The 21,851-nt window shown below is 71.9% G+C and carries 16 protein-coding genes and 2 rRNA genes (1 of these 18 cut by a window edge); 14 read left to right on the top strand and 4 right to left on the bottom strand.

The annotated features are described in order from the left end of the window. From ACSLIC_RS04040 to ACSLIC_RS04025, 4 genes are all read left to right on the top strand, one after another. Positions 1-2,002: ribosomal RNA gene (locus ACSLIC_RS04040) — 23S ribosomal RNA — on the top strand (it extends 1,120 nt beyond the left edge of the window). Positions 2,003-2,137: 135 nt separating this feature from the next. Next, a 5S ribosomal RNA gene (gene rrf / locus ACSLIC_RS04035) occupies positions 2,138-2,254 on the top strand. A gap of 251 nt (positions 2,255-2,505) precedes the next feature. Then, complete coding sequence (locus ACSLIC_RS04030) at positions 2,506-3,789, top strand: hypothetical protein (RefSeq protein WP_436736287.1); 1,284 nt, start codon at positions 2,506-2,508, stop codon at positions 3,787-3,789. Next, positions 3,771-4,589 (top strand): hypothetical protein, encoded by an 819-nt coding sequence (locus tag ACSLIC_RS04025; RefSeq protein ID WP_436736286.1) that lies wholly within the window; start codon positions 3,771-3,773, stop codon positions 4,587-4,589. The genes ACSLIC_RS04030 and ACSLIC_RS04025 overlap by 19 nt, the downstream gene beginning before the upstream one ends. A gap of 129 nt (positions 4,590-4,718) precedes the next feature. Here ACSLIC_RS04025 and ACSLIC_RS04020 read toward each other — a convergent pair whose 3' ends face one another. Continuing rightward, positions 4,719-5,990: a DUF1015 family protein gene (locus ACSLIC_RS04020; RefSeq protein ID WP_436736285.1), complete on the bottom strand. Its 1,272-nt coding sequence runs from the start codon at positions 5,988-5,990 to the stop codon at positions 4,719-4,721. Positions 5,991-6,062: 72 nt separating this feature from the next. Between ACSLIC_RS04020 and ACSLIC_RS04015 the strand changes: the two genes are divergently transcribed. Next, positions 6,063-7,091 carry an HAD hydrolase-like protein gene (locus ACSLIC_RS04015; RefSeq protein ID WP_436736284.1) on the top strand — a complete coding sequence of 343 codons (1,029 nt, stop codon included), beginning with the start codon at positions 6,063-6,065 and terminating at the stop codon, positions 7,089-7,091. Positions 7,092-7,246: 155 nt separating this feature from the next. On the opposite strand, the gene ACSLIC_RS04010 is transcribed toward ACSLIC_RS04015, so the two are convergent. Beyond that, entirely contained in the window at positions 7,247-7,621 is a 375-nt protein-coding gene (locus ACSLIC_RS04010) for a sterol-binding protein (RefSeq protein ID WP_436736283.1), read from the bottom strand. 42 nt (positions 7,622-7,663) lie between these two features. Here ACSLIC_RS04010 and ACSLIC_RS04005 point away from each other — a divergent pair, with 42 nt between their 5' ends. From ACSLIC_RS04005 to ACSLIC_RS03975, 7 genes are all read left to right on the top strand, one after another. Further along, positions 7,664-8,008 (top strand): hypothetical protein, encoded by a 345-nt coding sequence (locus ACSLIC_RS04005; RefSeq protein ID WP_436736282.1) that lies wholly within the window; start codon positions 7,664-7,666, stop codon positions 8,006-8,008. A gap of 30 nt (positions 8,009-8,038) precedes the next feature. Beyond that, on the top strand, positions 8,039-8,854 hold the full coding sequence (locus tag ACSLIC_RS04000) for a TlyA family RNA methyltransferase (RefSeq protein ID WP_436736281.1): 816 nt from the start codon (positions 8,039-8,041) through the stop codon (positions 8,852-8,854). Then, positions 8,851-9,816, top strand: a complete 966-nt coding sequence (locus tag ACSLIC_RS03995; protein WP_436736280.1) for an NAD kinase — start codon at positions 8,851-8,853, stop codon at positions 9,814-9,816. Before ACSLIC_RS04000 ends, ACSLIC_RS03995 begins: the two co-directional genes overlap by 4 nt. Before the next feature lie 97 nt (positions 9,817-9,913). Continuing rightward, positions 9,914-11,671, top strand: coding sequence for a DNA repair protein RecN (gene recN, locus ACSLIC_RS03990; RefSeq protein WP_436736279.1), 1,758 nt, complete (start codon positions 9,914-9,916; stop codon positions 11,669-11,671). 141 nt (positions 11,672-11,812) lie between these two features. Then, positions 11,813-12,298, top strand: coding sequence for an N-acetyltransferase family protein (locus tag ACSLIC_RS03985; protein WP_436736278.1), 486 nt, complete (start codon positions 11,813-11,815; stop codon positions 12,296-12,298). Positions 12,299-12,710: 412 nt separating this feature from the next. After that, positions 12,711-13,847: a glycosyltransferase family 4 protein gene (locus tag ACSLIC_RS03980; protein ID WP_436736277.1), complete on the top strand. Its 1,137-nt coding sequence runs from the start codon at positions 12,711-12,713 to the stop codon at positions 13,845-13,847. After that, positions 13,834-14,442, top strand: a complete 609-nt coding sequence (locus tag ACSLIC_RS03975) for a chloramphenicol phosphotransferase CPT family protein (protein WP_436736276.1) — start codon at positions 13,834-13,836, stop codon at positions 14,440-14,442. Before ACSLIC_RS03980 ends, ACSLIC_RS03975 begins: the two co-directional genes overlap by 14 nt. 19 nt (positions 14,443-14,461) lie before the next feature. Here ACSLIC_RS03975 and ACSLIC_RS03970 read toward each other — a convergent pair whose 3' ends face one another. Then, complete coding sequence (locus ACSLIC_RS03970) at positions 14,462-16,123, bottom strand: PucR family transcriptional regulator (RefSeq protein WP_436736275.1); 1,662 nt, start codon at positions 16,121-16,123, stop codon at positions 14,462-14,464. Positions 16,124-16,894: 771 nt separating this feature from the next. Further along, on the bottom strand, positions 16,895-18,724 hold the full coding sequence (locus ACSLIC_RS03965; protein WP_436736274.1) for a glycoside hydrolase family 15 protein: 1,830 nt from the start codon (positions 18,722-18,724) through the stop codon (positions 16,895-16,897). Positions 18,725-19,292: 568 nt separating this feature from the next. Between ACSLIC_RS03965 and ACSLIC_RS03960 the strand changes: the two genes are divergently transcribed. Together ACSLIC_RS03960 and ACSLIC_RS03955 are read left to right on the top strand one after the other, a co-directional pair. Further along, on the top strand, positions 19,293-20,963 hold the full coding sequence (locus tag ACSLIC_RS03960; RefSeq protein WP_436736273.1) for a CTP synthase: 1,671 nt from the start codon (positions 19,293-19,295) through the stop codon (positions 20,961-20,963). Positions 20,964-21,080: 117 nt separating this feature from the next. After that, on the top strand, positions 21,081-21,758 hold the full coding sequence (locus ACSLIC_RS03955) for an NUDIX domain-containing protein (RefSeq protein ID WP_436736272.1): 678 nt from the start codon (positions 21,081-21,083) through the stop codon (positions 21,756-21,758). The last annotated feature ends 93 nt before the right edge of the window (positions 21,759-21,851 follow it).

The following is a 21,851-nucleotide window of genomic DNA, read 5'->3' as shown; positions in this document are numbered from 1 at the left end:
GCTAAGTGGGAAAGGATGTGGAGTCGCAGAGACAACCAGGAGGTTGGCTTAGAAGCAGCCACCCTTGAAAGAGTGCGTAATAGCTCACTGGTCTAGTGATTCCGCGCCGACAATGTAGCGGGGCTCAAGCGTACCGCCGAAGTCGTGTCATTGCAGCATGAGGGCCAACGCCCGCTGTGATGGGTAGGGGAGCGTCGTGTGCCGGGTGAAGCAGCCGTGGAAGCGAGTTGTGGACGGTTCACGAGTGAGAATGCAGGCATGAGTAGCGATTCACACGTGAGAAACGTGTGCGCCGATTGACTAAGGGTTCCTGGGTCAAGCTGATCTGCCCAGGGTAAGTCGGGACCTAAGGCGAGGCCGACAGGCGTAGTCGATGGATAACCGGTTGATATTCCGGTACCCGCTGTGAAGCGTCAAACATTGAATCCAGTGATGCTAAGCCCGTGAAGCCGTTCCGGACCCTTCGGGGGATGGAAAGTGGTGGAGCCGGTGACCCGAGCTGGTAGTAGGTGAGTGATGGGGTGACGCAGGAAGGTAGTCCATCCCGGGCGGTGGTTGTCCCGGGGTAAGGGTGTAGGACGTCAGGTAGGTAAATCCGCCTGGCTTGTGTCTGAGACCTGATGCCGAGCCGATTGTGGTGAAGTGGATGATCCTATGCTGTCGAGAAAAGCCTCTAGCGAGTTTCATGGCGGCCCGTACCCTAAACCGACTCAGGTGGTCAGGTAGAGAATACCGAGGCGTTCGGGTGAACTATGGTTAAGGAACTCGGCAAAATGCCCCCGTAACTTCGGGAGAAGGGGGGCCATGTCTGGTGATCCGATTTTCTCGGTGAGCTGGGTGTGGCCGCAGAGACCAGCGAGAAGCGACTGTTTACTAAAAACACAGGTCCGTGCGAAGCCGTAAGGCGATGTATACGGACTGACGCCTGCCCGGTGCTGGAACGTTAAGGGGACCGGTTAGTCACATTTCGGTGTGGCGAAGCTGAGAACTTAAGCGCCAGTAAACGGCGGTGGTAACTATAACCATCCTAAGGTAGCGAAATTCCTTGTCGGGTAAGTTCCGACCTGCACGAATGGCGTAACGACTTCTCGACTGTCTCAACCATAGGCCCGGTGAAATTGCATTACGAGTAAAGATGCTCGTTTCGCGCAGCAGGACGGAAAGACCCCGGGACCTTTACTACAGTTTGATATTGGTGTTCGGTTCGGCTTGTGTAGGATAGGTGGGAGACTGTGAAGCATGCACGCCAGTGTGTGTGGAGTCGTCGTTGAAATACCACTCTGGTCGTGCTGGATGTCTAACCTGGGTCCGTGATCCGGATCAGGGACAGTGTCTGATGGGTAGTTTAACTGGGGCGGTTGCCTCCTAAAGAGTAACGGAGGCGCCCAAAGGTTCCCTCAGCCTGGTTGGTAATCAGGTGTTGAGTGTAAGTGCACAAGGGAGCTTGACTGTGAGACCGACGGGTCGAGCAGGGACGAAAGTCGGGACTAGTGATCCGGCGGTGGCTTGTGGAAGCGCCGTCGCTCAACGGATAAAAGGTACCCCGGGGATAACAGGCTGATCTTCCCCAAGAGTCCATATCGACGGGATGGTTTGGCACCTCGATGTCGGCTCGTCGCATCCTGGGGCTGGAGTCGGTCCCAAGGGTTGGGCTGTTCGCCCATTAAAGCGGTACGCGAGCTGGGTTTAGAACGTCGTGAGACAGTTCGGTCCCTATCCGCTGTGCGCGTAGGAATATTGAGAAGGGCTGTCCCTAGTACGAGAGGACCGGGACGGACGAACCTCTGGTGTGCCAGTTGTTCTGCCAAGGGCATGGCTGGTTGGCTACGTTCGGGAGGGATAACCGCTGAAAGCATCTAAGCGGGAAGCCTGCTTCGAGATGAGTATTCCCACCTCCTTGAGAGGGTAAGGCTCCCAGTAGACGACTGGGTTGATAGGCCGGATATGGAAGCCCTGTAAGGGGTGGAGTTGACCGGTACTAATAGGCCGAGGGCTTGTCCTCAGTTGCTCGCGTCCACTGTGTTTGTTCTCAGATAACGAACGGTTGTGCCGGCTGAACGGCTGCACTACTCAATTGAATAGTGTGCTTGTTCGCTGCCCTGTTCTTTCCTCGCTCCGGCGGGGAATCTGAAAGGGTTTCGGTGGTCATAGCGTGAGGGAAACGCCCGGTTACATTCCGAACCCGGAAGCTAAGCCTCACAGCGCCGATGGTACTGCAGGGGGGACCCTGTGGGAGAGTAGGACGCCGCCGAACAATCTTTGAGGACCTGTGGTCCCCAGCGTTCATGCTGGGGACCACAGGTCCTTTTTTGTTTTGCCGAAGCGCGCCGGAACACCGGTTGCGCGAGAATGACTTGCGGTACCGAAGACAGGAGTCACGGATGTCCACCAACTCTTCCGACGACCGGCCGGAGCGCGACCAGCGTCGGCAAGGAGGCGGCGACCGGGGCGGGTACCGCGGCGGGCCGCGTCGCGACAACGACCGCGCCGGCTCGGGCAGGCGTGATGACCGTGGCGGTGACCGCCCGGCCTTCCGTCGCGACAACGACCGACGTGACGACCGTCGGGACGGCGACCGTGGAGGCTTCCGCCGGGATGACCGTGGCGGTGACCGCCCGGCCTTCCGCCGTGACAACGACCGACGTGACGACCGCGGTGACCGCGGCGGTTTCCGGCGTGATGATCGCGATGACCGTGGTGGGCGTCCGCCGTTCCGGCGTGACGACCGCAACGACGGCCCCCGCCGGGACGACCGCGACCGTGGCGAGCGCGGCGGGTTCCGCCGGGACGACCGTGGCGGTGACCGCCCGGCCTTCCGCCGCGACAACGACCGACGCGATGACCGTCGGGACGGAGACCGTGGAGGCTTCCGTCGCGATGACCGTGGCGGTGACCGCCCGGCCTTCCGCCGCGACAACGACCGACGTGACGACCGTCGGGACGGAGACCGTGGAGGCTTCCGCCGCGATGACCGTGGTGGGCGTCCGCCGTTCCGGCGTGACGACCGCAACGACGGCCCCCGCCGGGACGACCGCGACCGTGGCGAGCGCGGCGGGTTCCGCCGGGACGACCGTGGCGGTGACCGCCCGGCCTTCCGCCGCGACAACGACCGACGCGATGACCGTCGGGACGGAGACCGTGGGGGCTTCCGTCGCGATGACCGTGGCGGTGACCGCCCGGCCTTCCGCCGTGACAACGACCGACGCGACGACCGTCGGGACGGCGACCGTGGAGGCTTCCGCCGGGATGACCGTGGCGGTGACCGCCCGGCCTTCCGCCGTGACAATGACCGTCGGGACGGCGACCGTGGGGGCTTCCGTCGCGATGACCGTGGCGGTTTCCGGCGTGATGATCGGGACGACCGTGGTGGGCGTCCGCCGTTCCGGCGTGACGACCGCAACGACGGCCCCCGCCGGGACGACCGCGACCGTGGCGAGCGCGGCGGGTTCCGCCGGGACGACCGTGGCGGTGACCGCCCGGCCTTCCGCCGCGACAACGACCGACGCGATGACCGTCGGGACGGAGACCGTGGAGGCTTCCGCCGGGATGACCGTGGCGGTGACCGGCGTGGTGGCGGGTTCCAGGGGCGTGGCGACCGTGACGGGGGGCGCCCCGGTTTCCGGCGTGACGACCGGGACGACCGTGGCGGCTATCGCGGACGCGACGACCGCAGCGGTGGCTACCGGGGCCGCGACGACGACCGCGAGCGCGAGCCGATCAAGCGGCTGCCGATCCCCGAGGACGTCACGGGCGACGAGATCGACAAGGACGTGCGGCAGGAGCTGCTGAGTCTGCCGAAGACGCTCGCCGACGACGTCGCCCGCAACCTCGTGATGGTCGCGCGTCTCATTGACGAGGAGCCCGAGGAGGCGTACGCCTACTCCCGGATCGCCCTGCGGCTGGCCTCGCGCGTCGCCGCCGTGCGCGAAGCGGCCGGGTTCGCCGCGTACGCCAACCAGAAGTACTCCGAGGCGCTCGCCGAGTTCCGTGCGGCCCGCCGGATGACGGGCAGTGCGGAACTGTGGCCGGTCATGGCCGACTGCGAGCGGGGCATGGGGCGTCCTGAGCGGGCGCTGGCGATGGCCGGCGAGCCCGAGGTCCGTCGTCTCGACAAGGCGGGCCAGGTCGAGATGCGCCTGGTCGCTGCTGGCGCTCGACGGGACATGGACCAGTTGGACGCCGCGATCGTGACGCTCCAGAGCCCGGAGCTCGCATCGAACTCCGTGCAGCCGTGGACGGCGCGACTGCGCTACGCGTACGCGGATGCTCTGCTCGCCGCTGGTCGCGAGGACGAGGCACGTGAGTGGTTCGCCAAGGCCGCCGAATCCGACAAGGACGGCGCCACAGACGCCTCCGACCGGCTCGCGGAACTGGACGGGGTGGAGTTCGTGGACGCGCTCGACGACTCCGAGGACACCGAGAGCACCGCTGACACCGAGCTGGGCACCGCCGAGGCCGAGGCCGAGGCGGACGCCGAGACCGATGCTGACCAGGCGCCCGACGCCGAGGCCGAAAGCGCGGACGCTGACGAGGCCGCCAGCCCGGCCGAGTCCGGCGAACCGCGCAAGGACGGCTCTGACCAGGGCTGATCCCGCGCGGAAAATAATCGAAGAGAAAGTCGAGCGGGCGGGAACTCCGGAAGGAGCCCCGCCCGTTCGGCATATACACAGTCTGTGATGGAGCGGTTGCGCACCGTCCGTGAGGGGTCGGATCGACAGCTAAGGGAGGAGGGTGCGGAAAACGAGACCTGTGGCGGGTTTCGGGCCGAAGGAGGTGGACTTGCGAGGCATCATCACGCCCTGCCTGGCCAGGTCGCGGACCACTTCCTCCTGCACGGGATGCATCAGCACCGCCGTTCCTCCGTTGCGTTCCGCCTGCTCGACGGCGGCGGCGGTGTCGTGGATGTAGGCGATGTGCTGGGACGAGTCCGGGATCTGCCACAGGTCGTCGATGAGTGTGGAATGCAGGACGGTCGCGTCGAGGGTTCGCCAGAGCTCTGGCCGGTCGCGGGGCACGGTCCGGTCGAGGAGGGCCTGGTCCGGCCGATCGACCAGATGGAAACCGTCCCCGGCGAGGACGAATGCGGTGCCCTCGGCCGACGCTGCTGACAGGGCTTCCATGGCCGCCGCCAAGGAGCCCTCGATGCGGCGGACACGGAAGGAGCCAGTGAGCGCCGAGAGCGCGGACGAAGGAGAGAGGTGATGCAGGAGGCGGTGAATCGCGCGCACCTGAAGGGGGTGGCGTGTGGAGTCGACCAGCAGAACCAGGCCGTAGTCCCACGGGCTGGGGGCCGGGTGCTCCGCACGGATGCGCAGCGAGGTCGCCCAGCGGTGGTGGCCGTCGGCGATCAGCGCCTGGTGCCCACCCAGGTCCTGCTGGACGGCGGCGATCTCCATGGGGTCCGTGACCGACCACAGGCGGTGGCAGAAGCCGTCCTCCGTGGTAGTCGAGAGGAGAGGAGGAAGTTGGACGGTCCGGTCGATGACGTCCCCGGTATCGCTGGACCCGGGCTCGCTCCGGTAACTGAGCAGCAGAGGCTCCAGGTTGGCGGCAGTCGCCCGGAGAAGTGCCGCGCGTTCCTCGACGATGTGCGGCATGACGTCCTCGTGCGGCAGGACGACACCCTCCGCCGGTGGCGACAGGAGAAGGCTGCCGATGACGCCGCGCTGCAGGAGTTTGCCCTTGTGCTGCTCGTAGACGTACAGGGCAGGCTTCTCGTCCTGTACGAGGATGCCCGAGGCCAGCCACTCCGCGAGCGTGTCGGCGGCGCGGCGGTCGGCGCCCTCGCGGGTGTCGCCCTGCGGAAGGATCAGCCGGACGATGTTGTGGGGGTCGGCCGACTCCAGGTGGAGGAGGCCGTCCGGGCGGACCACGACGTCGTACGGAGGTGAGGTCACCGCCGCGAGGCTGTTCACCCTGTCCAGGCGGTAGCGGGTGCCCTGGAACGGTTCCAGGTGCAGTCCGTTGGGGGTGGGCCCGGCAGTGGTCATTCGTGCATGGTATGCGCCTCGTCGTGATGCGCGATGATCGGGGGGAACCGAGGACGAAGGAGCACACGCGCGATGAGCGACACCCCCCGTACGGCACCACTGGGTGCCGCACGGCCCCTGAGCGAGCAGTACGACACGGCCCTCCTGGACCTGGACGGAGTGGTGTACGCGGGCGGCGACGCCATCGCGTTCGCGGTCGACTCCCTGGCGGCGGCCAGGGAGACCGGGATGAAGCTCGCCTACGTGACCAACAACGCCCTCCGCACTCCGGAGACGGTGGCCGCGCACCTCACCGACCTCGGCATCCCGACGGTGGCCGGGGAGGTCATCAACTCCGCGCAGGCGGTAGCGCGTCTCATCGCCGAGCAGGTGCCGCAGGGCGCCCGGGTCCTGGTCGTCGGCGGGGAGGGGCTGCGGGTCGCGCTGCGTGAGCGTGGGCTGGTGCCGGTCGAATCGGTGGACGACGAACCGGCGGCGGTCGCGCAGGGGTACGGAGGGCCGGACATGCCCTGGGGGCGCTTGGCGGAAGCAGCGTACGCCGTGGCCCGGGGCGTGCCGTGGTTCGCCTCGAACACGGACCTGACCATCCCCAGCGGGCGGGGCATCGCCCCGGGCAACGGGGCCGCGGTCGAGGTCGTACGGATCGCGACCGGTGCCGTCCCGCAGGTGGCGGGCAAGCCGTTGCCGCCCATGCACCGCGAGACGGTGCTGCGGACGGGGGCGGACCGGCCGCTGGTCGTGGGGGACCGGCTGGACACGGACATCGAGGGCGCCTTCAACGGAGGTGTGGACTCGCTGCTGGTGCTGACCGGGGTCACTGGTCCGGCAGAGCTGCTCGCGGCCCCGCCGGAGCACCGGCCGACGTACGTCGACGCGGACCTGCGGGGGCTGCTCAGCGGGCAGCCGCCTGTGGAGGTGGACGGGGACGGTTTCCGGTGCGGGGACGTGCTCGCGCGGGTCGCCGGGGGTGAGGTCCTCGTCGAAGGGGACGGGGAACCCCTGGACGGGCTGAGGGCTCTGTGCGGGGCCGCCTGGAGCGCGGCCGGGGCTGGTCGCTTCGTGCTGGACGCGGGGAAGGCGCTGGAGCGGTTGGGGTGGTGAGATCCGGCAGGCTGCCGCCTGACGAGCCTGACGAGCCTGACGAGCCTGACGAGCCTGGCCAGGGCTGACCAGGCTGGGGCGGGCCGGGGCTCGGCCTGGGTCGGCCCGGGCCCTGGAAGGCTCGGGGACTGGGCCGTGCCGCGTCCTCGTACGGGTCAGAGAAGTTTTCGGAGGGTCAGGAGGTCACGGAAGCCGGCGTCGAGGGTGAGGCGGCGGGCGGCCCAGGCGTGGGCGAAGTCGAGTTCGCCGTCGACGAGGGCGACCAGGTCGTCGCCGGTCGCCGTCAGCCGGATGGCCGCCTTCTGCCGATGGGCGTCGGAGCGTTCCGGGCCCGGGTGCGCTCCGGCCAGGGTGCCGGTCACCTCGATGCCGCCGGGGCAGAGCCGGCCGGTGAACGTCACGTCCAAGTCCTTGAGGTGGCAGCTCACCGAGCGGTCGAGGGCCGCCGCGGAACGGACCTCGGGGGAGGCGGCCGCCAACTGGTCGGAGAGTCTGTCCAGTGCCGCGCGGCACTCTTGCGTCGTTGCCATCGGCGCTGACGTTATCGCAGGCTGACGCGGTAGCGTCGGGGCATGGACGACGGCACGGACGAGTACGGGCCGGTGCACGGCAGCGGCCCTGTCGGGCAGGGCGCCGGCCGGCCCGGTGAGACCTCCGGCCTGCCCGGGGACGCGGCGCCGGCGCCGGCCGGCCCCGCGCCGCTGGGGCTGGTCCGGGAGGGAACCGGGGAGCGGCAGGTGGACGCGGCGCTGGGGCGGCTCGGCGATGTCGACCACCTCGCGACCGAAGGCCACCTCACCGTGTACGAGGATGTACACCAAGGACTGCGGGCGGCGCTGGACGCGCTCGACGCACCCCCGGGGCCCACGGCGCCCCCGCCCGCCCGGCCTGACGGCTCCGCGGGCCGCGCCCACTGATTCCGTACGACCTCAGGAGCTGAACCGACCGTGGCAGGAGTGGCCCGTCGCCGCCTCGACGCTGAGCTGGTGCGCCGTAAACTCGCGCGTTCCCGTGAGCACGCCAGCCAGCTGATCGCTGCCGGGCGGGTGACCGTCGGGGGCGCCACCGCGACCAAGCCCGCCACCCAGGTCGCGACCTCGGCGGCGGTCGTGGTGGCCGCCGACGAGCACGACCCCGACTACGTGTCGCGGGGCGGCCACAAGCTGGCCGGGGCCCTGGAGGCGTTCGTGCCCGGCGGCCTGGCAGTGCGGGGGCGCAGGGCGCTGGACGCGGGGGCGTCCACCGGCGGGTTCACCGACGTGCTGCTGCGGGCGGGCGCCGCGCAGGTGGTCGCCGTGGACGTGGGGTACGGGCAGCTCGCCTGGTCCCTGCAGAGCGACGAGCGGGTGGTGGTCAAGGACCGCACCAACGTGCGGGAGCTGACCCTGGACGCCATCGACGGGGAGCCGGTCGATCTGGTCGTCGGCGACCTTTCGTTCATCCCGCTGGGCCTCGTCCTGCCCGCCCTCGTCGCCTGCACCCGTCCTGACGCCGATCTCGTGCTGATGGTGAAGCCGCAGTTCGAGGTGGGTAGGGAGCGGTTGGGCAGTGGTGGCGTCGTGCGCAGCACCCAGCTGCGGGCGGAGGCGGTGCGTACCGTCGCCGGGCACGCCGCCGAGCTCGGCCTCGGAGTGCTCGGCGTGACCGCCAGTCCGTTGCCCGGCCCGTCCGGGAACGTCGAGTACTTTCTGTGGCTGCGGGCCGGGGCGCCCGCGCTCGATCCGGCAGATGTCGACCGCGCAGTGAGGGAGGGGCCGAGGTGACCGAGGAGGACACGGCGGGGACAGGGGGAGCCGAAGAGCCGGCCGGTCCGGGCGGACCGGGTGCCGGGGAGGGGCGGACGGTCTTCCTCCTCGCGCACACCGGCCGCCCGGCCGCGATCCGCAGCGCGGAGCTGGTGGTGCAGGGCCTGCTCCGGTCCGGTCTGGGCGTGCGTGTCCTGCGGGCGGAGGCGGCCGATCTGCCGCTGCCCCCGGAGGTGGTGCTCGTCGACGAGGCCACGCCCGCGGCGCTCGACGGCTGTGAGCTGCTGATCGTGCTCGGCGGGGACGGGACCCTGCTGCGCGGCGCGGAGTTCGCCCGCGCCTCGGGAGTACCCATGCTCGGTGTCAACCTCGGCCGGGTCGGCTTCCTCGCCGAGGCCGAGCGGGACGACCTCGACCGGGTGGTCGACCGGGTGGTGAGCCGCTCCTACGAGGTGGAGGAGCGGATGACGGTCGACGTGGCCGTGCACAACAACGGCACCGTCGTCCACACCGACTGGGCGCTCAACGAGGCTGCCGTGCAGAAGGTGTCGCCCGAGCGCATCCTCGAAGTCGTCCTGGAGATCGACGGCCGTCCCGTCACCGGATTCGGCTGCGACGGCATCGTCTGCGCCACTCCGACCGGTTCGACGGCGTACGCCTTCTCGGCCGGGGGGCCCGTGGTGTGGCCGGAGGTGGAGGCGTTGCTGATGGTGCCGATCAGCGCCCACGCCCTGTTCGCCAAGCCGCTCGTGACGTCACCCGATTCGGTACTCGCCGTCGAGGTGCAGCACAACACCCCGCACGGTGTGCTGTGGTGCGACGGCCGCCGCACCGTGGAGCTGCCGCCCGGCGCCCGGGTCGAGGTCCGGCGGGGAGCCGTCCCGGTGCGGCTGGCCAGGCTGCACCACGCCTCGTTCACCGACCGGCTGGTGGCGAAGTTCGCGCTTCCGGTGTCCGGCTGGCGGGGCGCGCCGCGCTGAATCCGCAACCCTCCGGGGGCCGCCCGCAGAGCCTTCGGGGGCGGTCCCGGGGGCTCGCGGGCGGGGGCGGCGTCGCACGGCGGCGCGGAAACCTCGTATGGTCGTGAGCGTGTTGGAGGAGATGCGGATACGGTCGCTCGGGGTCATCGATGACGCCGTCGTCGAGTTGTCGCCCGGGTTCACCGCCGTGACCGGCGAGACCGGCGCGGGCAAGACCATGGTCGTCACGAGCCTGGGGCTGCTGCTGGGTGGACGCGCCGACGCGGCGCTGGTCCGCATCGGCGCCAAGTCCGCGGTGGTCGAGGGGCGGCTCGCACTGCCCCCGGACGCGCCGGTGCTCACGCGGGCCGGGGAAGCGGGCGCCGAGCTGGACGACGGCGCGCTGCTGATCAGCAGAACCGTCTCGGCCGAGGGGCGTTCGCGCGCCCACCTCGGTGGCCGGTCGGTGCCGGTGGGGCTGCTCGCCGAACTCGCCGACGAACTGGTGGCCGTGCACGGCCAGACCGACCAGCAGGGCCTGCTGAAGCCCGGGCGCCAGCGCCAGGCCCTGGACCGGTACGCGGGGGAGGCGGTCTCCGTACCGCTGGCCGCGTACGGCGAGGCGTACCGGCGGCTGCGGACGGTCGTCGCCGAGCTGGAGGAGATCACCACGCGGGCCCGGGAGCGGGCCCAGGAGGCGGACCTGCTGCGGTTCGGCCTGGAGGAGATCTCCGCGGTGGAGCCGCTCCCCGGCGAGGACGCCGAACTGGCCGCCGAGGCCGAGCGGCTGGGCCACGCGGAGGCCCTGGCGGCGGCCGCGGCCACCGGGCACACCGCCCTGGCCGACGACCCGGAGGACCTGGAGAGCCCCGACGCCGGCACCCTCGTCTCGGGGGCACAGCGCGCGCTGGAGGCGGTACGGGCCCACGATCCGCGGCTGGCCGCTCTCGCCGACCGGCTCGGGGAGGTGGCGATCCTCCTCGGTGACGTCGCCGGGGAGCTGGCCGGGTACGCAGACAACCTGGACGCCGACCCGCTCCGTCTCGCCGCCGTCGAGGAGCGCCGGGCCTCGCTCACCCAGTTGACCAGGAAGTACGGCGAGGACATCGGCGCTGTCCTCGCCTGGGCCGAGCAGGGCGCCGCCCGCCTCGCAGAGCTGGACAACGACGACGACCGGATCACCGAGCTGACCGCCGAGCGCGACGCGGTCCGGGCCGAACTGGGCGCGCTGGCCCAGCGGTTGACGCGGGCCCGGCGTGACTCCGCCGAACGGTTCGCGGAGGACGTCACCACCGAACTGGCCTCCCTCGCGATGCCGCACGCCCGGGTCAGCTTCGACCTCCGGGACACCGAGATCGCCCCGGACGGCGACGGCGTCGAGGTGGACGGCCGCTTCCTCGCCTACGGGCCGACCGGTGTCGACGAGGTCGAGCTGCTGCTCGCCCCGCACCCCGGCGCCCCGCCCAGGCCCATCGCCAAGGGCGCGTCCGGCGGCGAGCTGTCGCGGGTGATGCTCGCGGTCGAGGTGGTGTTCGCCGGCTCGGACCCGGTGCCCACCTATCTCTTCGACGAGGTCGACGCCGGGGTCGGCGGCAAGGCGGCGGTCGAGGTGGGGCGCAGGCTCGCGCGGCTCGCGCGGTCGGCGCAGGTCGTGGTCGTCACCCACCTGCCGCAGGTCGCGGCCTTCGCCGACCGGCAACTGCTGGTGGAGAAGACCAACGACGGGTCGGTCACGCGCAGCGGAGTGAAAGTCCTGGAGGGCGAGGACCGGGTCCGCGAACTCTCCCGGATGCTGGCCGGCCAGGAGGACTCGGAGTCGGCGCGGGCGCACGCGGAGGAACTGCTCGCGGCGGCCCACGGAGAGGGCCAGCTGTAGGTCCCCGGTACGTTTCCCGGCGCGAGGGCCCGGACTTCCGATGCGGAGGTCCGGGCCCTTCGCGTCGGAAGCCTGCCGGCCGCGGTCGCGTTCCGGAACCGAACCTGGACGGCCGGGAGCGGCCGCGCCAGAATCGGAACCATGGTGGAGCTGCGGGTCCTCGCGTCGGAGGACGACTGGCCGGTGTGGCGACAGGCCCGCCTGGCCGCGCTGGGAGAGGCCCCGCACGCCTTCAGAGCGGGCCTGGCGGACTGGCACCACGGCGGGGAACAGCGCTGGCGTACCCGCCTGACCGTGCCCGGCGCCCGCAACCTCGTCGCCGTGCTGGACGGCCGCACCGTCGGCATGGCCGCCGGGCTGCCCGGGCCGGGCGGCACGTACGAGCTGAGGTCGGTGTGGGTCAGTCCGCGCGTCCGGGGGCGGGGCGTGGGGGACCTGCTGGTGGAGGCCGTCGAAGTCTGGGCCCGGGAGGCCGGAGCGGGGTCGCTGCGGCTGGCGGTGGTGCCAGGGAACGAGGCCGCCGTCGCGTTGTATCTGCGGAACGGGTTCGTCGCCTCGGGGGAGCTGGGGGAGCTGTTGGGGGACGGGGTGAGCAGGGAGCAGGTGATGGTCAAGCGGTGGCGGTGACGGGGATTGGGGGTCTTCCTCGCGTGGGGCGGGGGCGGGGGCGGGGGCGTCGGGACGTTCGCCGGACGCGCGGAAGGTGTCCGCCTTGCCCTCACGAGGATGAGTGGCCCTGCTCCGGTCCCCGGGCGGCGCTGCGGTGCCGTCGGCCTGCCTCCGCCCTTCCGCGCGGGTTCTGCGCGGTCAACGCCGGTGGGAGCTGCTGATCCCGGCCCAAGCGCGTGCTTCCGGGGACTTCGGTGGCTGCGCCGGGAGTTCCCCCGTCCGGGTGATCTCGGCCCGGCATGCCCGCGTCACCGTGCCGCCCCCGTCGGGTCCACCGTGCCGGAACACCCGTACGGACTGGCATTCTTGACGGGGTGTGACGCACGATCCGCACCCGTCCCCCATCCGCCGAAGCGGGAGTACCGGCCACGTGAGCAGCCAGTCGTCAGCCCTCGGGCAGCAGCCGCTGCGCACCGTCCAGGTGCTCGGCGGGGGCAGCGCGGGCAGCAGCGCGCACGTGCGTTCGCTGGCTGCGGGGCTCTCGGCACGCGGGGTGCGGGTGACGGTGTGCGCGCCGGCCGCCGTCGACCGGGTCCAGGACTTCGGGAGCGCCGGCGCCCACCACGTCCCCGTCGCCCGCAGCAGCGATCCGGCGGCGCTGGCCTCGTTGCGTGGGGCGTGCGCGGACGCCGACCTGGTGCACGCGCACGGGCTGCACGCCGGGATGCGCGCCGCTCTCGCCCTCAGCGGGGTGCGGACTCCGCTCGTCGTCACCTTGCACACGCGGGCGTACGCCGAGGGGGCCCGCGCCCCGTTGCTGCGGCTGCTGGAGAAACGGGTCGCCAGGGCCGCCTCGGTGGTGCTGGCGCCTTCCTCGGACCTGGTGCTGCGGGCGCGCCGGCGAGGGGCGCGCGATGCTCGTTACGCGCCCACCGCGTTCCCCGCACCGCAGGCCGGCCCGGGCCCGGTCCCGGCCGACGCACCGGCGCGGCGGAACAAGACGAGGGCCGAACTGGGCGCGCTGGACCGGCCTCTGCTCGTGGCGGTCGGGTCCCTGGAGCGGCACCGGGGATACGGCACCCTCCTCGACGCGGCGCGGGAGTGGGCCCGGGCCGAGCCCCCGCCGCTCCTGGTGATCGCGGGGGAGGGGCCCGAGCGGGGCGGCCTCCAGGCGCGCGTCCGGTCGGAGGAACTACCCGTACGCCTGCTCGGCAGGCGGCACGACGCCGCCGGGCTGATCGCCGCCGCCGACCTCGCGGTGCTGCCGAGCCGCTGGGAGGCGCGGTCGGTCCTGGCGCAGCAGGCCCTGGTGACCGGAGTGCCGCTGGTCGCCAGCCGGGTCGGCGGCATCCCCGAACTGGTCGGCGACGGCGCGGCACTGGTGCCCTACGGCGACTCCGTCGCGCTCGCGGCGACCGTGCTGCGCCTGCTCGCCGACGCCCCCGAACGGCGTGCGCTGGCGCGGCGGGGTCTGCGGCAGGCGGCGGCCTGGCCGAGCGAGGACGCCACGGTCGGCCAGGTACTGAGCGTGTACGACGAACTGACCTCCCCGCGTGACGTCCTCTGACCCCGGCCCGCCGGAGGGCCGGGGGCGGATCGTGTTCCTGAACGGCACGTCGAGTGCCGGGAAGTCGAGCATCGCCAGGCAACTCGTCGGACGCCTCGACGCTCCTTGGTTCGTCATGTCGGCCGACGCGTTCCACGCCATGCGGTCGGCGCCCGCGATGGCGCCCGACCGGCTGGAAGCCGCCCTCAGGCGCACCTGGAGGGGGTTTCACCGTGCCGTCGCCGGGATGGCGGCGGCCGGGAACGACATCGTCGTGGACCACGTCCTGAGTGAGCCCTGGCGCCTGCGGGACTGCCTGGACCTGTTCGTCCCCGAGGACGTCGTCCTCGTCGGGGTGCACTGCCCGCTGCCGGAACTGGAGCGCCGGGAGCGGGCGCGGGGGGACCGTCCGGCCGGTCTGGCCGCTCGGCAGTTCTCGCGGGTCCACGCCCATGGGGACTACGACCTCGTCTGCGACAGCGGTCGCCGGAGTCCGGACGAGTGCGCCCGGCAGATCGCGGGGTTCCTCCGCCGGCCCCGGGCGGACTCGACCGCCTTCACGCGGCTGAGGGCGGGCGGGCCCCCGCCGGCCGGGACAGGCGAGGTCGGGCCGTGAACCTTCGACTCCCAGGTCCTCACGGCACGTGGCGCCGCGCGCGCAGGGCCAGGCTCAGGGCGAGCACGGTGTGGGGGTCGTCGAGGTCGGTGCCGAGGAGTTCGGCGATGCGGGCCAGGCGGTTGTAGAGGGTCTGGCGGTTGAGGTGCAGTTCGCGGGCGGTCTCCGCCTTGCGGCCGGCGTGGGCCAGGTAGGCGGTGAGGGTCGGCAGCAGCGGCGGCTTCGCCCGGCGGTCGTGGCGGAGGAGCGGGCCGACGGCGCGGTCCACGAAGGCCCCGAGGTCGGGGTGGTCGCGCAGCCGCCACAGCAGGAGGTCGATGTCGAGGCGCCGGGCGTCGTACCACGGCTGGTCGGGCAGCCCCTGCGCGGCCGTCGCCGTCTGCGCCGCATGCCGCAGCCCCGCCGCCGCGGCGGCCCAGCCACCCGCCCCGCCCACCACCACGACCGGGGCCCGCCGCCCCGCCGCGCCCTCGGCCGGGGAGGCGGCGAGGCCGGTGCGCTCCAGCCCGGCCCGCAGTGCGGCGGCGACGCGGCCCGCCACGGCGGTGCGCTCGGCCTCGGTGCGCAGCCCGGCCAGGACCGGCACCCGCCCCTCGACGGGCCGCACGCCGAGCAGCGCGGGCACGCCCACGGTGGCGAGTTCCTCGGCGACGGCTCGTACCAGGACCGCCCAGCCGCCGCCCGGGGTGAGTCCCTCCGGGGAATCGGCGAGCCGCATCACGACCGGCAGCATCAGCCCCTCGCCCGGCCGGAAGCCCAGGACCCGGGCCTGCGCGGGCGCGTCCTCGGGAGCGATCCGGCCCTCCGCCAGGTCGTGGAGGAAGTCCCCGCGCCCCCGGGCCGCCAACTCCTCCTCCTGCCGGGCCTGCATGAGGACGACCGCGAGGATGCCACAGGCCCGTTCCGCGGCGAGCCGGTGGACCGGCAGCAGCCGGCCGGCCACCGGCAGCAGCACCAGCCGGGCCCGGACCGACCCGGCCGCGCCCGGCGCCGCCGCACCACCCGGGACGTCCACCACGACCGCGCCCGACGGGGTCCGGTCCCGGTCGGCGGTACGGCCGGCCCGCAGTCCCTCCCAGACGTGGAGGGGGTCCGGCCGGTCGGCTCCGGGCGGTGCCGCGGCGTAGAGGAGGCGGCCGTCGGCGGTCTCCAGGAAGACCGGCTCGGCGGCGAACTCGGCGAGCGTGCGCAGCACCTGAGGTACGCCGCCGCCGTCCAGGAGGGCGCGGGTGCAGCGCCGGTCGACCTCCTCGGCCTGCTGGAGGAGGGCGTAGTGGTTGTTGACGATCTCCGTGTGCACCTGCTCGGTGACGGTCACGAAGGGGACCTCGCGGTGGAGCTGCACCAGTGGCAGCCCGGCCGTCCGGGCGGTGTCCACCAGAGCGGCGGGCAACTGCGGGAAGCGGGGGCCCAGTTCGACCACGAGGGCGGCGATGCCCCGCTCGGCGAGCTGACGGACGAAGGTCCGCTGGTCGGCGGGGCGGGGCCCGATGCCGAGGCCGGTGGTGAGCAGCAGCTCGCCGCCCTTGAGGAGCGCGGGCAGGTTCGGGGCCTCGCCCGCGTGCACCCACCGCACCGGCTGGTCGAGCTGGTCCTCGCCGGTCAGCACCTCGGGGAGGCCGCCGCGAAGACCCGGCAGTTCCAGCGCTCCGCGCACGGTGATCGCGCCCTGGTTCTCCATGGATGCGGACGCTACTGCCTGTCGGACCGGAACGGGTGCCGCTCCTCGCGGCAGGGCGGGCGGGGCCGCCCGCAACACCCTTGCCGTAGCGGGGAGTCGGAGCACCGGGACTGTCGCGGCGGCGGGAGAGAGTGCGGTGTGCCACACGCGAGGCCCCCGTGCGGGGCCGCCGGAGCAGGGCGCCGGGAGTGCGCGGGCACATCGAGGGGCTCGCGCACGCGCCGGATTCACCCGCAGGTGTACCGGAGAACGGCCGGAGGAGGCCCTGCGGTTCACCCTCCCGGACAACTCCCTGTCGCGCCTCGGGCGTCTCCAGCACGCCGCGGCACGCCCGCCCCGCCCCTGGACGTCGACGGCACCGTCCTCCCTTCGGTGGACCAGGCCTCCCCGCCGGCCCGCGGTCGGTTGAGATCGACCGCGCACGGGCCCCGCCCGTCGGCCCGGCCCCGCACTCGCGTCCGGGCCACCGTGTGGCTGGCGGACGCCGACGAGGTGGTGGTTCCCCTGTCCGGTCCGCCCAGCCGACCGGTCACCGTGCTGCCCCACACGCACGAGGAGGACCACGGCGACCGGCTGCACCGGTGGTCGCGGGCGCTGGTCGAGGAGGCGGCGGGGCGGCTGCGCCTGGGCCGACGACCACCGGTTTCGACCGGGCCCGGGCCGCCGGCATCACCCGGGTCCCGCTCCGCCGCGCGGTGACCGCCGGACCCGCCGCCGCCCCGGCCGCACCACGAGGGGCACGGCCGGGGCGGCGGTCGGAGCGGGCCGGGCTCAGCCCCCGTACGCGCCCGAGGCCGTCAGGCGCAGGGCGGTGTCGATGAGGGGGACGTGGGAGAAAGCCTGCGGGAAGTTGCCCACCTGGCGCTGGCGGACCGGGTCCCACTCCTCGGCGAGGAGACCGAGGTCGTTGCGGAGGGCGAGGAGCTTCTCGAAGAGCTTCCGGGCCTCGTCCACGCGGCCGATCATCGCCAGGTCGTCGGCGAGCCAGAAGGAGCAGGCCAGGAAGGCGCCCTCCTCGCCGGCCAACCCGTCCAGGCTCGGGCCCTCGCCGGCGCTGGTCGGGTAGCGCAGCACGAAGCCGTCCGGGGTGGACAGCTCCCGCTGGATCGCCTCGACGGTGCCGATGACCCGTTTGTCGTCCGGCGGCAGGAAGCCGACCTGCGGGATCAGCAGCAGGGAGGCGTCCAGTTCCGCGGAGCCGTAGGACTGCGTGAAGGTGTTCCGCTCGGGGTCGTACCCCTTCTCGCAGACGTCCCGGTGGATGTCGTCGCGCAGCTCGCGCCACCGCTCCAGCGGGCCTTCGGCATCGCCGGCCTCGATCAGGCGGATGGTGCGGTCGACGGCGACCCAGGCCATCACCTTGGAGTGGACGAAGTGGCGGCGCGGGCCGCGGACCTCCCAGATGCCCTCGTCCGGCTCCTGCCAGTGCGTCTCCAGGTAGCGGATCAGCTTGAGCTGGAGCAGCGAGGCGTAGTCGTTGCGGGCCAGACCCGTCATGTGAGCCAGGTGCAGGGCCTCGGTGACCTCGCCGTACACGTCGAGCTGGAGCTGGTCGGCGGCGCCGTTGCCGACCCGGACCGGGGCCGAGTTCTCGTAGCCGGGGAGCCAGTCCAGTTCGGACTCGCCCAGCTCCCGCTCGCCCGCGATGCCGTACATGATCTGCAGGTTCTCCGGGTCGCCGGCGACCGCGCGCAGCAGCCACTCACGCCAGGCACGGGCCTCGTCGCGGTAACCGGTGCGCAGCAGCGACGACAGGGTGATCGCCGCGTCGCGCAGCCAGGTGAAGCGGTAGTCCCAGTTGCGGACGCCGCCGATCTCCTCGGGCAGCGAGGTGGTCGGCGCGGCGACGATGCCGCCGGTCGGGGCGTACGTCAGGGCCTTCAGCGTGATCAGCGAGCGGATCACCGCCTCGCGGTACGGCCCGTGGTACGTGCACTGGGTGACCCAGTCGCGCCAGAACTCCTCGGTGTTGGCCAGCGCCACCTCGGGCTCCGGGACGGCCGGCGGGCTGTGGTGCGAGGGCTCCCAGGAGAGGGTGAAGGAGACCCGCTCACCGGGGCCGACGGAGAAGTCCGAGTAGGTCGTCAGGTCCTCGCCGTGCGTCTCGGCGGTGGAGTCGAACCACACGGAGTCCGGCCCCGCGACCGCCACCAGGCGCTCGCCGACCCGGTGCACCCACGGCACGATCCGGCCGTACGAGAAGCGCATGCGCAGTGCCGAGCGCATCTCGACCCGGCCGCTGAGCCCCTCCACGACGCGCACCAGCTGCGGGGCGCCGTCGCGTGGGGGCATGAAATCGGTCACGCGGACGGAACCGCCCGTCGTCTCCCACTCCGACTCCAGGACCAGGGAGTCTCCGCGATAGCGGCGCCGTGCGGCGGTGGGGGGCTCCTCCTCGTCGGAGTGGGCGGGGCCCAGTCTCCAGAAGCCGTGCTCCTCGGTGCCGAGCAGTCCGGCGAAGATCGCCGGGGAGTCGAAGCGGGGGAGGCACAGCCAGTCGACTGTGCCGTCCCGGCAGACCAGGGCGGCGGTCTGCATGTCTCCGATGAGTGCGTAGTCCTCGATGCGCCCGGCCACGTGCATCTCCAGTCGAACGGCCATGTCGCCCCCCTCGAAGGGGACGCTGCTCTGCGGTCAAAGGAATGGTGCCGAGCTGTCTTCAGCGGGCGACGGACCTGGTCGTGCCGTGTGCCGTCCCACCCTGTCGGCCCGCCACCACCCTTGTGGGGCGCCACGCGCCCGACTCTGCTCGGCAGCGAATGTCCGAGCAGGATACGACGCACACCCGGGATCCGCCCGCCGGACGGGACAACCCGGAAACTCCGTACGAGCGATCGGGGAATGAGCCGTTCCGACGACGGTAACCCGGCTTCCCCCGTGCGCGCGCCCCATCGTCAGGACTCGTCGGAAGTCGTTCCCGAGCCCCTCGTCGTCACCGTCCGTATCTGGAGCTGTGCGCTCGGGAACCTTCGCCCGAGGGTGCGGAAGGTGGCCAGCGGTGGCCGGAAGAAGTCTCCCCGGGTCGCTGTTACGCTGGTAGCCCGTGGAGACGGTGGGCATCTCCGGGCGATCCGAGACCCCCGCAACCGCAGCGACGGCACCCGGGTACACCCCGCGGACCCGACGCCTTCAGCATTCGAATCGCGACCACGGGAGCCCCCTCTTGGCCATGCCAACTCGATCCTCGACATCCTCGACGACCAAGCACATCTTCGTCACCGGGGGTGTCGCCTCCTCGCTTGGCAAGGGCCTGACCGCCTCCAGCCTGGGTGCGCTGCTCAAGGCGCGGGGTCTGCGGGTCACGATGCAGAAGCTCGACCCCTACCTGAACGTCGACCCCGGAACGATGAACCCGTTCCAGCACGGTGAGGTCTTCGTCACCAACGACGGCGCGGAGACCGACCTCGACATCGGCCACTACGAGCGTTTCCTCGACGTCGACCTCGACGGCTCGGCCAACGTCACCACCGGCCAGGTCTACTCCACCGTCATCGCCAAGGAGCGGCGCGGCGAGTACCTCGGTGACACCGTGCAGGTCATCCCGCACATCACCAACGAGATCAAGCACCGCATCCGGCGGATGGCCACCGACGACGTCGACGTGGTCATCACCGAGGTCGGCGGCACCGTCGGCGACATCGAGTCGCTGCCCTTCCTGGAGACCGTCCGGCAGGTCCGCCACGAGGTCGGCCGGGACAACGTCTTCGTCGTCCACATCTCGCTGCTGCCCTACATCGGCCCCTCCGGCGAACTGAAGACCAAGCCGACCCAGCACTCCGTCGCCGCCCTGCGCAACATCGGCATCCAGCCCGACGCGATCGTGCTCCGCGCCGACCGCGAGGTCCCGGCGTCGATCAAGCGCAAGGTCTCCCTCATGTGCGACGTCGACGACCAGGCCGTGGTGGCCTGCGTCGACGCCAAGTCGATCTACGACATCCCGAAGGTGCTGCACACCGAGGGCCTGGACGCCTACGTCGTCCGCAAGCTCGACCTGCCCTTCCGGGACGTCGACTGGTCCACCTGGGACGACCTGCTGGACCGCGTCCACAATCCCGACCACGAGGTCACCGTCGCCCTGGTCGGGAAGTACATCGACCTGCCCGACGCCTACCTGTCGGTGACCGAGGCGCTGCGTGCCGGCGGCTTCGCCAACCGGGCCCGTGTCAAGGTCAAGTGGGTCGCCTCCGACGAGTGCCGCACCGAGGCCGGCGCCCGCGAGCACCTCGGCGACGTCGATGCCATCTGCATCCCCGGCGGCTTCGGCGACCGGGGCGTCAACGGCAAGGTCGGCGCCATCGCCTACGCCCGTGAGCACGGCATCCCGCTGCTGGGCCTCTGCCTGGGCCTGCAGTGCATCGTCATCGAGGCCGCCCGGAACCTGGCCGGCATCACCGACGCCAACTCCACCGAGTTCGACCCGGCCACCGCCCACCCGGTCGTCTCCACCATGGCCGAGCAGCTCGACATCGTCGCCGGCGAGGGCGACATGGGCGGCACCATGCGGCTCGGCATGTACCCGGCGAAGCTCGCCGAGGGCTCCCTGGTCCGCGAGGCGTACGACGGCAAGGAGTACGTCGAGGAGCGCCACCGCCACCGCTACGAGGTGAACAACGCCTACCGCGCGGAGCTGGAGAAGAAGGCCCAGCTGCAGTTCTCCGGCCTCTCCCCGGACGGCAAGCTCGTCGAGTACGTCGAGTACCCGCGCGAGGTCCACCCCTTCCTGGTCGCCACCCAGGCCCACCCGGAACTCCGCTCCCGCCCGACCCGGCCCCACCCGCTCTTCGCCGGGCTGGTCAAGGCCGCCGTCGCCCGAAAGGTGGGCGCCGCGGAGCAGGCGTAGGCACACCGCGGGGGAGCGCTAACGTTGCCGGGGCACGGACCGACGTGGTCCGTGCCCCGGCGCGCTGCCGCACCACCGCGCCGACCGACCGGACGACGCGTGAACGGAACACGGCACATGGGCACCTCCTCCCACCTCACCGACAGCACCGCGCCGCCCCGCGACGGGCGGCTCACCGACACCGCCGCACACTGGCCGGTCCTGGAGAGCACCACGCCCTTCCGGGGCGCCAAGACCTCGATGCGCACCGACACCGTACGGATGCCGGACGGCGCGGTGGCCGACCGCGACTACCAGGTCCACCCCGGCTCCGTCGCCATCCTCGCCCTGGACGACGAGGACCGCGTCGTGGTCCTGCGCCAGTACCGCCACGCGGTGCGGCAGAAGCTCTGGGAGATCCCCGCCGGGCTCCTCGACGTCCCCGGCGAGAACCCGCTCCACGCCGCCCAGCGCGAGCTGTACGAGGAGGCGTACCTGAAGGCCGAGGACTGGCGGGTGCTCACCGACTTCTACCCGACGCCCGGCGGCTGCGACGAGGCGGTACGGATCTTCCTGGCCCGCCGGCTCTCCCCGGCCGACGGCGAGAAGTACGCCGCCTCCGACGAGGAGGCCGACATGGAGCTGGCCACCGTAGCCCTGCCCGAGCTGGTCCGGGGCGCCCTCGCGGGCGAGCTGCACAACAGCTGCCTGGTCCTCGCCGCCTTCGCGCTGACCGCCGCCCGGGCCACCGAGGGCGGCCTGGACGCCCTGCGGCCCGCCGAGGCCGAGTGGCCCGCCCGTCCCTTCGCCTCCTGAACCCCGGCTCCGGCCATGGACGAGGGCCGCGTATCCCCGGGGCGAGGGGTACGCGGCCCTCACCGCGCGGGTGTCGCCGGGACCCTGACCGGT

The organism is Streptomyces sp. BBFR102, assembly GCF_051397025.1.
Taxonomy (GTDB): domain Bacteria; phylum Actinomycetota; class Actinomycetes; order Streptomycetales; family Streptomycetaceae; genus Streptomyces.
Note: the sequence above shows the minus strand (reverse complement) of the source record. Positions and strands in the feature narration are given on the sequence as shown.

Excerpts from the sequence above, each read along its gene's own strand:
- ACSLIC_RS04005 (WP_436736282.1), top strand. The coding sequence starts at position 7,664 with ATGGACGACGGCACGGACGAGTACGGGCCGGTGCACGGCAGCGGCCCT.
- ACSLIC_RS04030 (WP_436736287.1), top strand. The coding sequence starts at position 2,506 with ATGACCGTGGCGGTGACCGCCCGGCCTTCCGTCGCGACAACGACCGAC.
- ACSLIC_RS04015 (WP_436736284.1), top strand. The coding sequence starts at position 6,063 with ATGAGCGACACCCCCCGTACGGCACCACTGGGTGCCGCACGGCCCCTG.
- ACSLIC_RS04020 (WP_436736285.1), bottom strand. The coding sequence starts at position 5,990 with ATGACCACTGCCGGGCCCACCCCCAACGGACTGCACCTGGAACCGTTC.
- ACSLIC_RS04010 (WP_436736283.1), bottom strand. The coding sequence starts at position 7,621 with ATGGCAACGACGCAAGAGTGCCGCGCGGCACTGGACAGACTCTCCGAC.
- ACSLIC_RS03960 (WP_436736273.1), top strand. The coding sequence starts at position 19,293 with ATGCCAACTCGATCCTCGACATCCTCGACGACCAAGCACATCTTCGTC.
- ACSLIC_RS03970 (WP_436736275.1), bottom strand. The coding sequence starts at position 16,123 with ATGGAGAACCAGGGCGCGATCACCGTGCGCGGAGCGCTGGAACTGCCG.
- ACSLIC_RS03965 (WP_436736274.1), bottom strand. The coding sequence starts at position 18,724 with ATGGCCGTTCGACTGGAGATGCACGTGGCCGGGCGCATCGAGGACTAC.
- recN (WP_436736279.1), top strand. The coding sequence starts at position 9,914 with ATGGTCGTGAGCGTGTTGGAGGAGATGCGGATACGGTCGCTCGGGGTC.
- ACSLIC_RS03955 (WP_436736272.1), top strand. The coding sequence starts at position 21,081 with ATGGGCACCTCCTCCCACCTCACCGACAGCACCGCGCCGCCCCGCGAC.
- ACSLIC_RS03985 (WP_436736278.1), top strand. The coding sequence starts at position 11,813 with ATGGTGGAGCTGCGGGTCCTCGCGTCGGAGGACGACTGGCCGGTGTGG.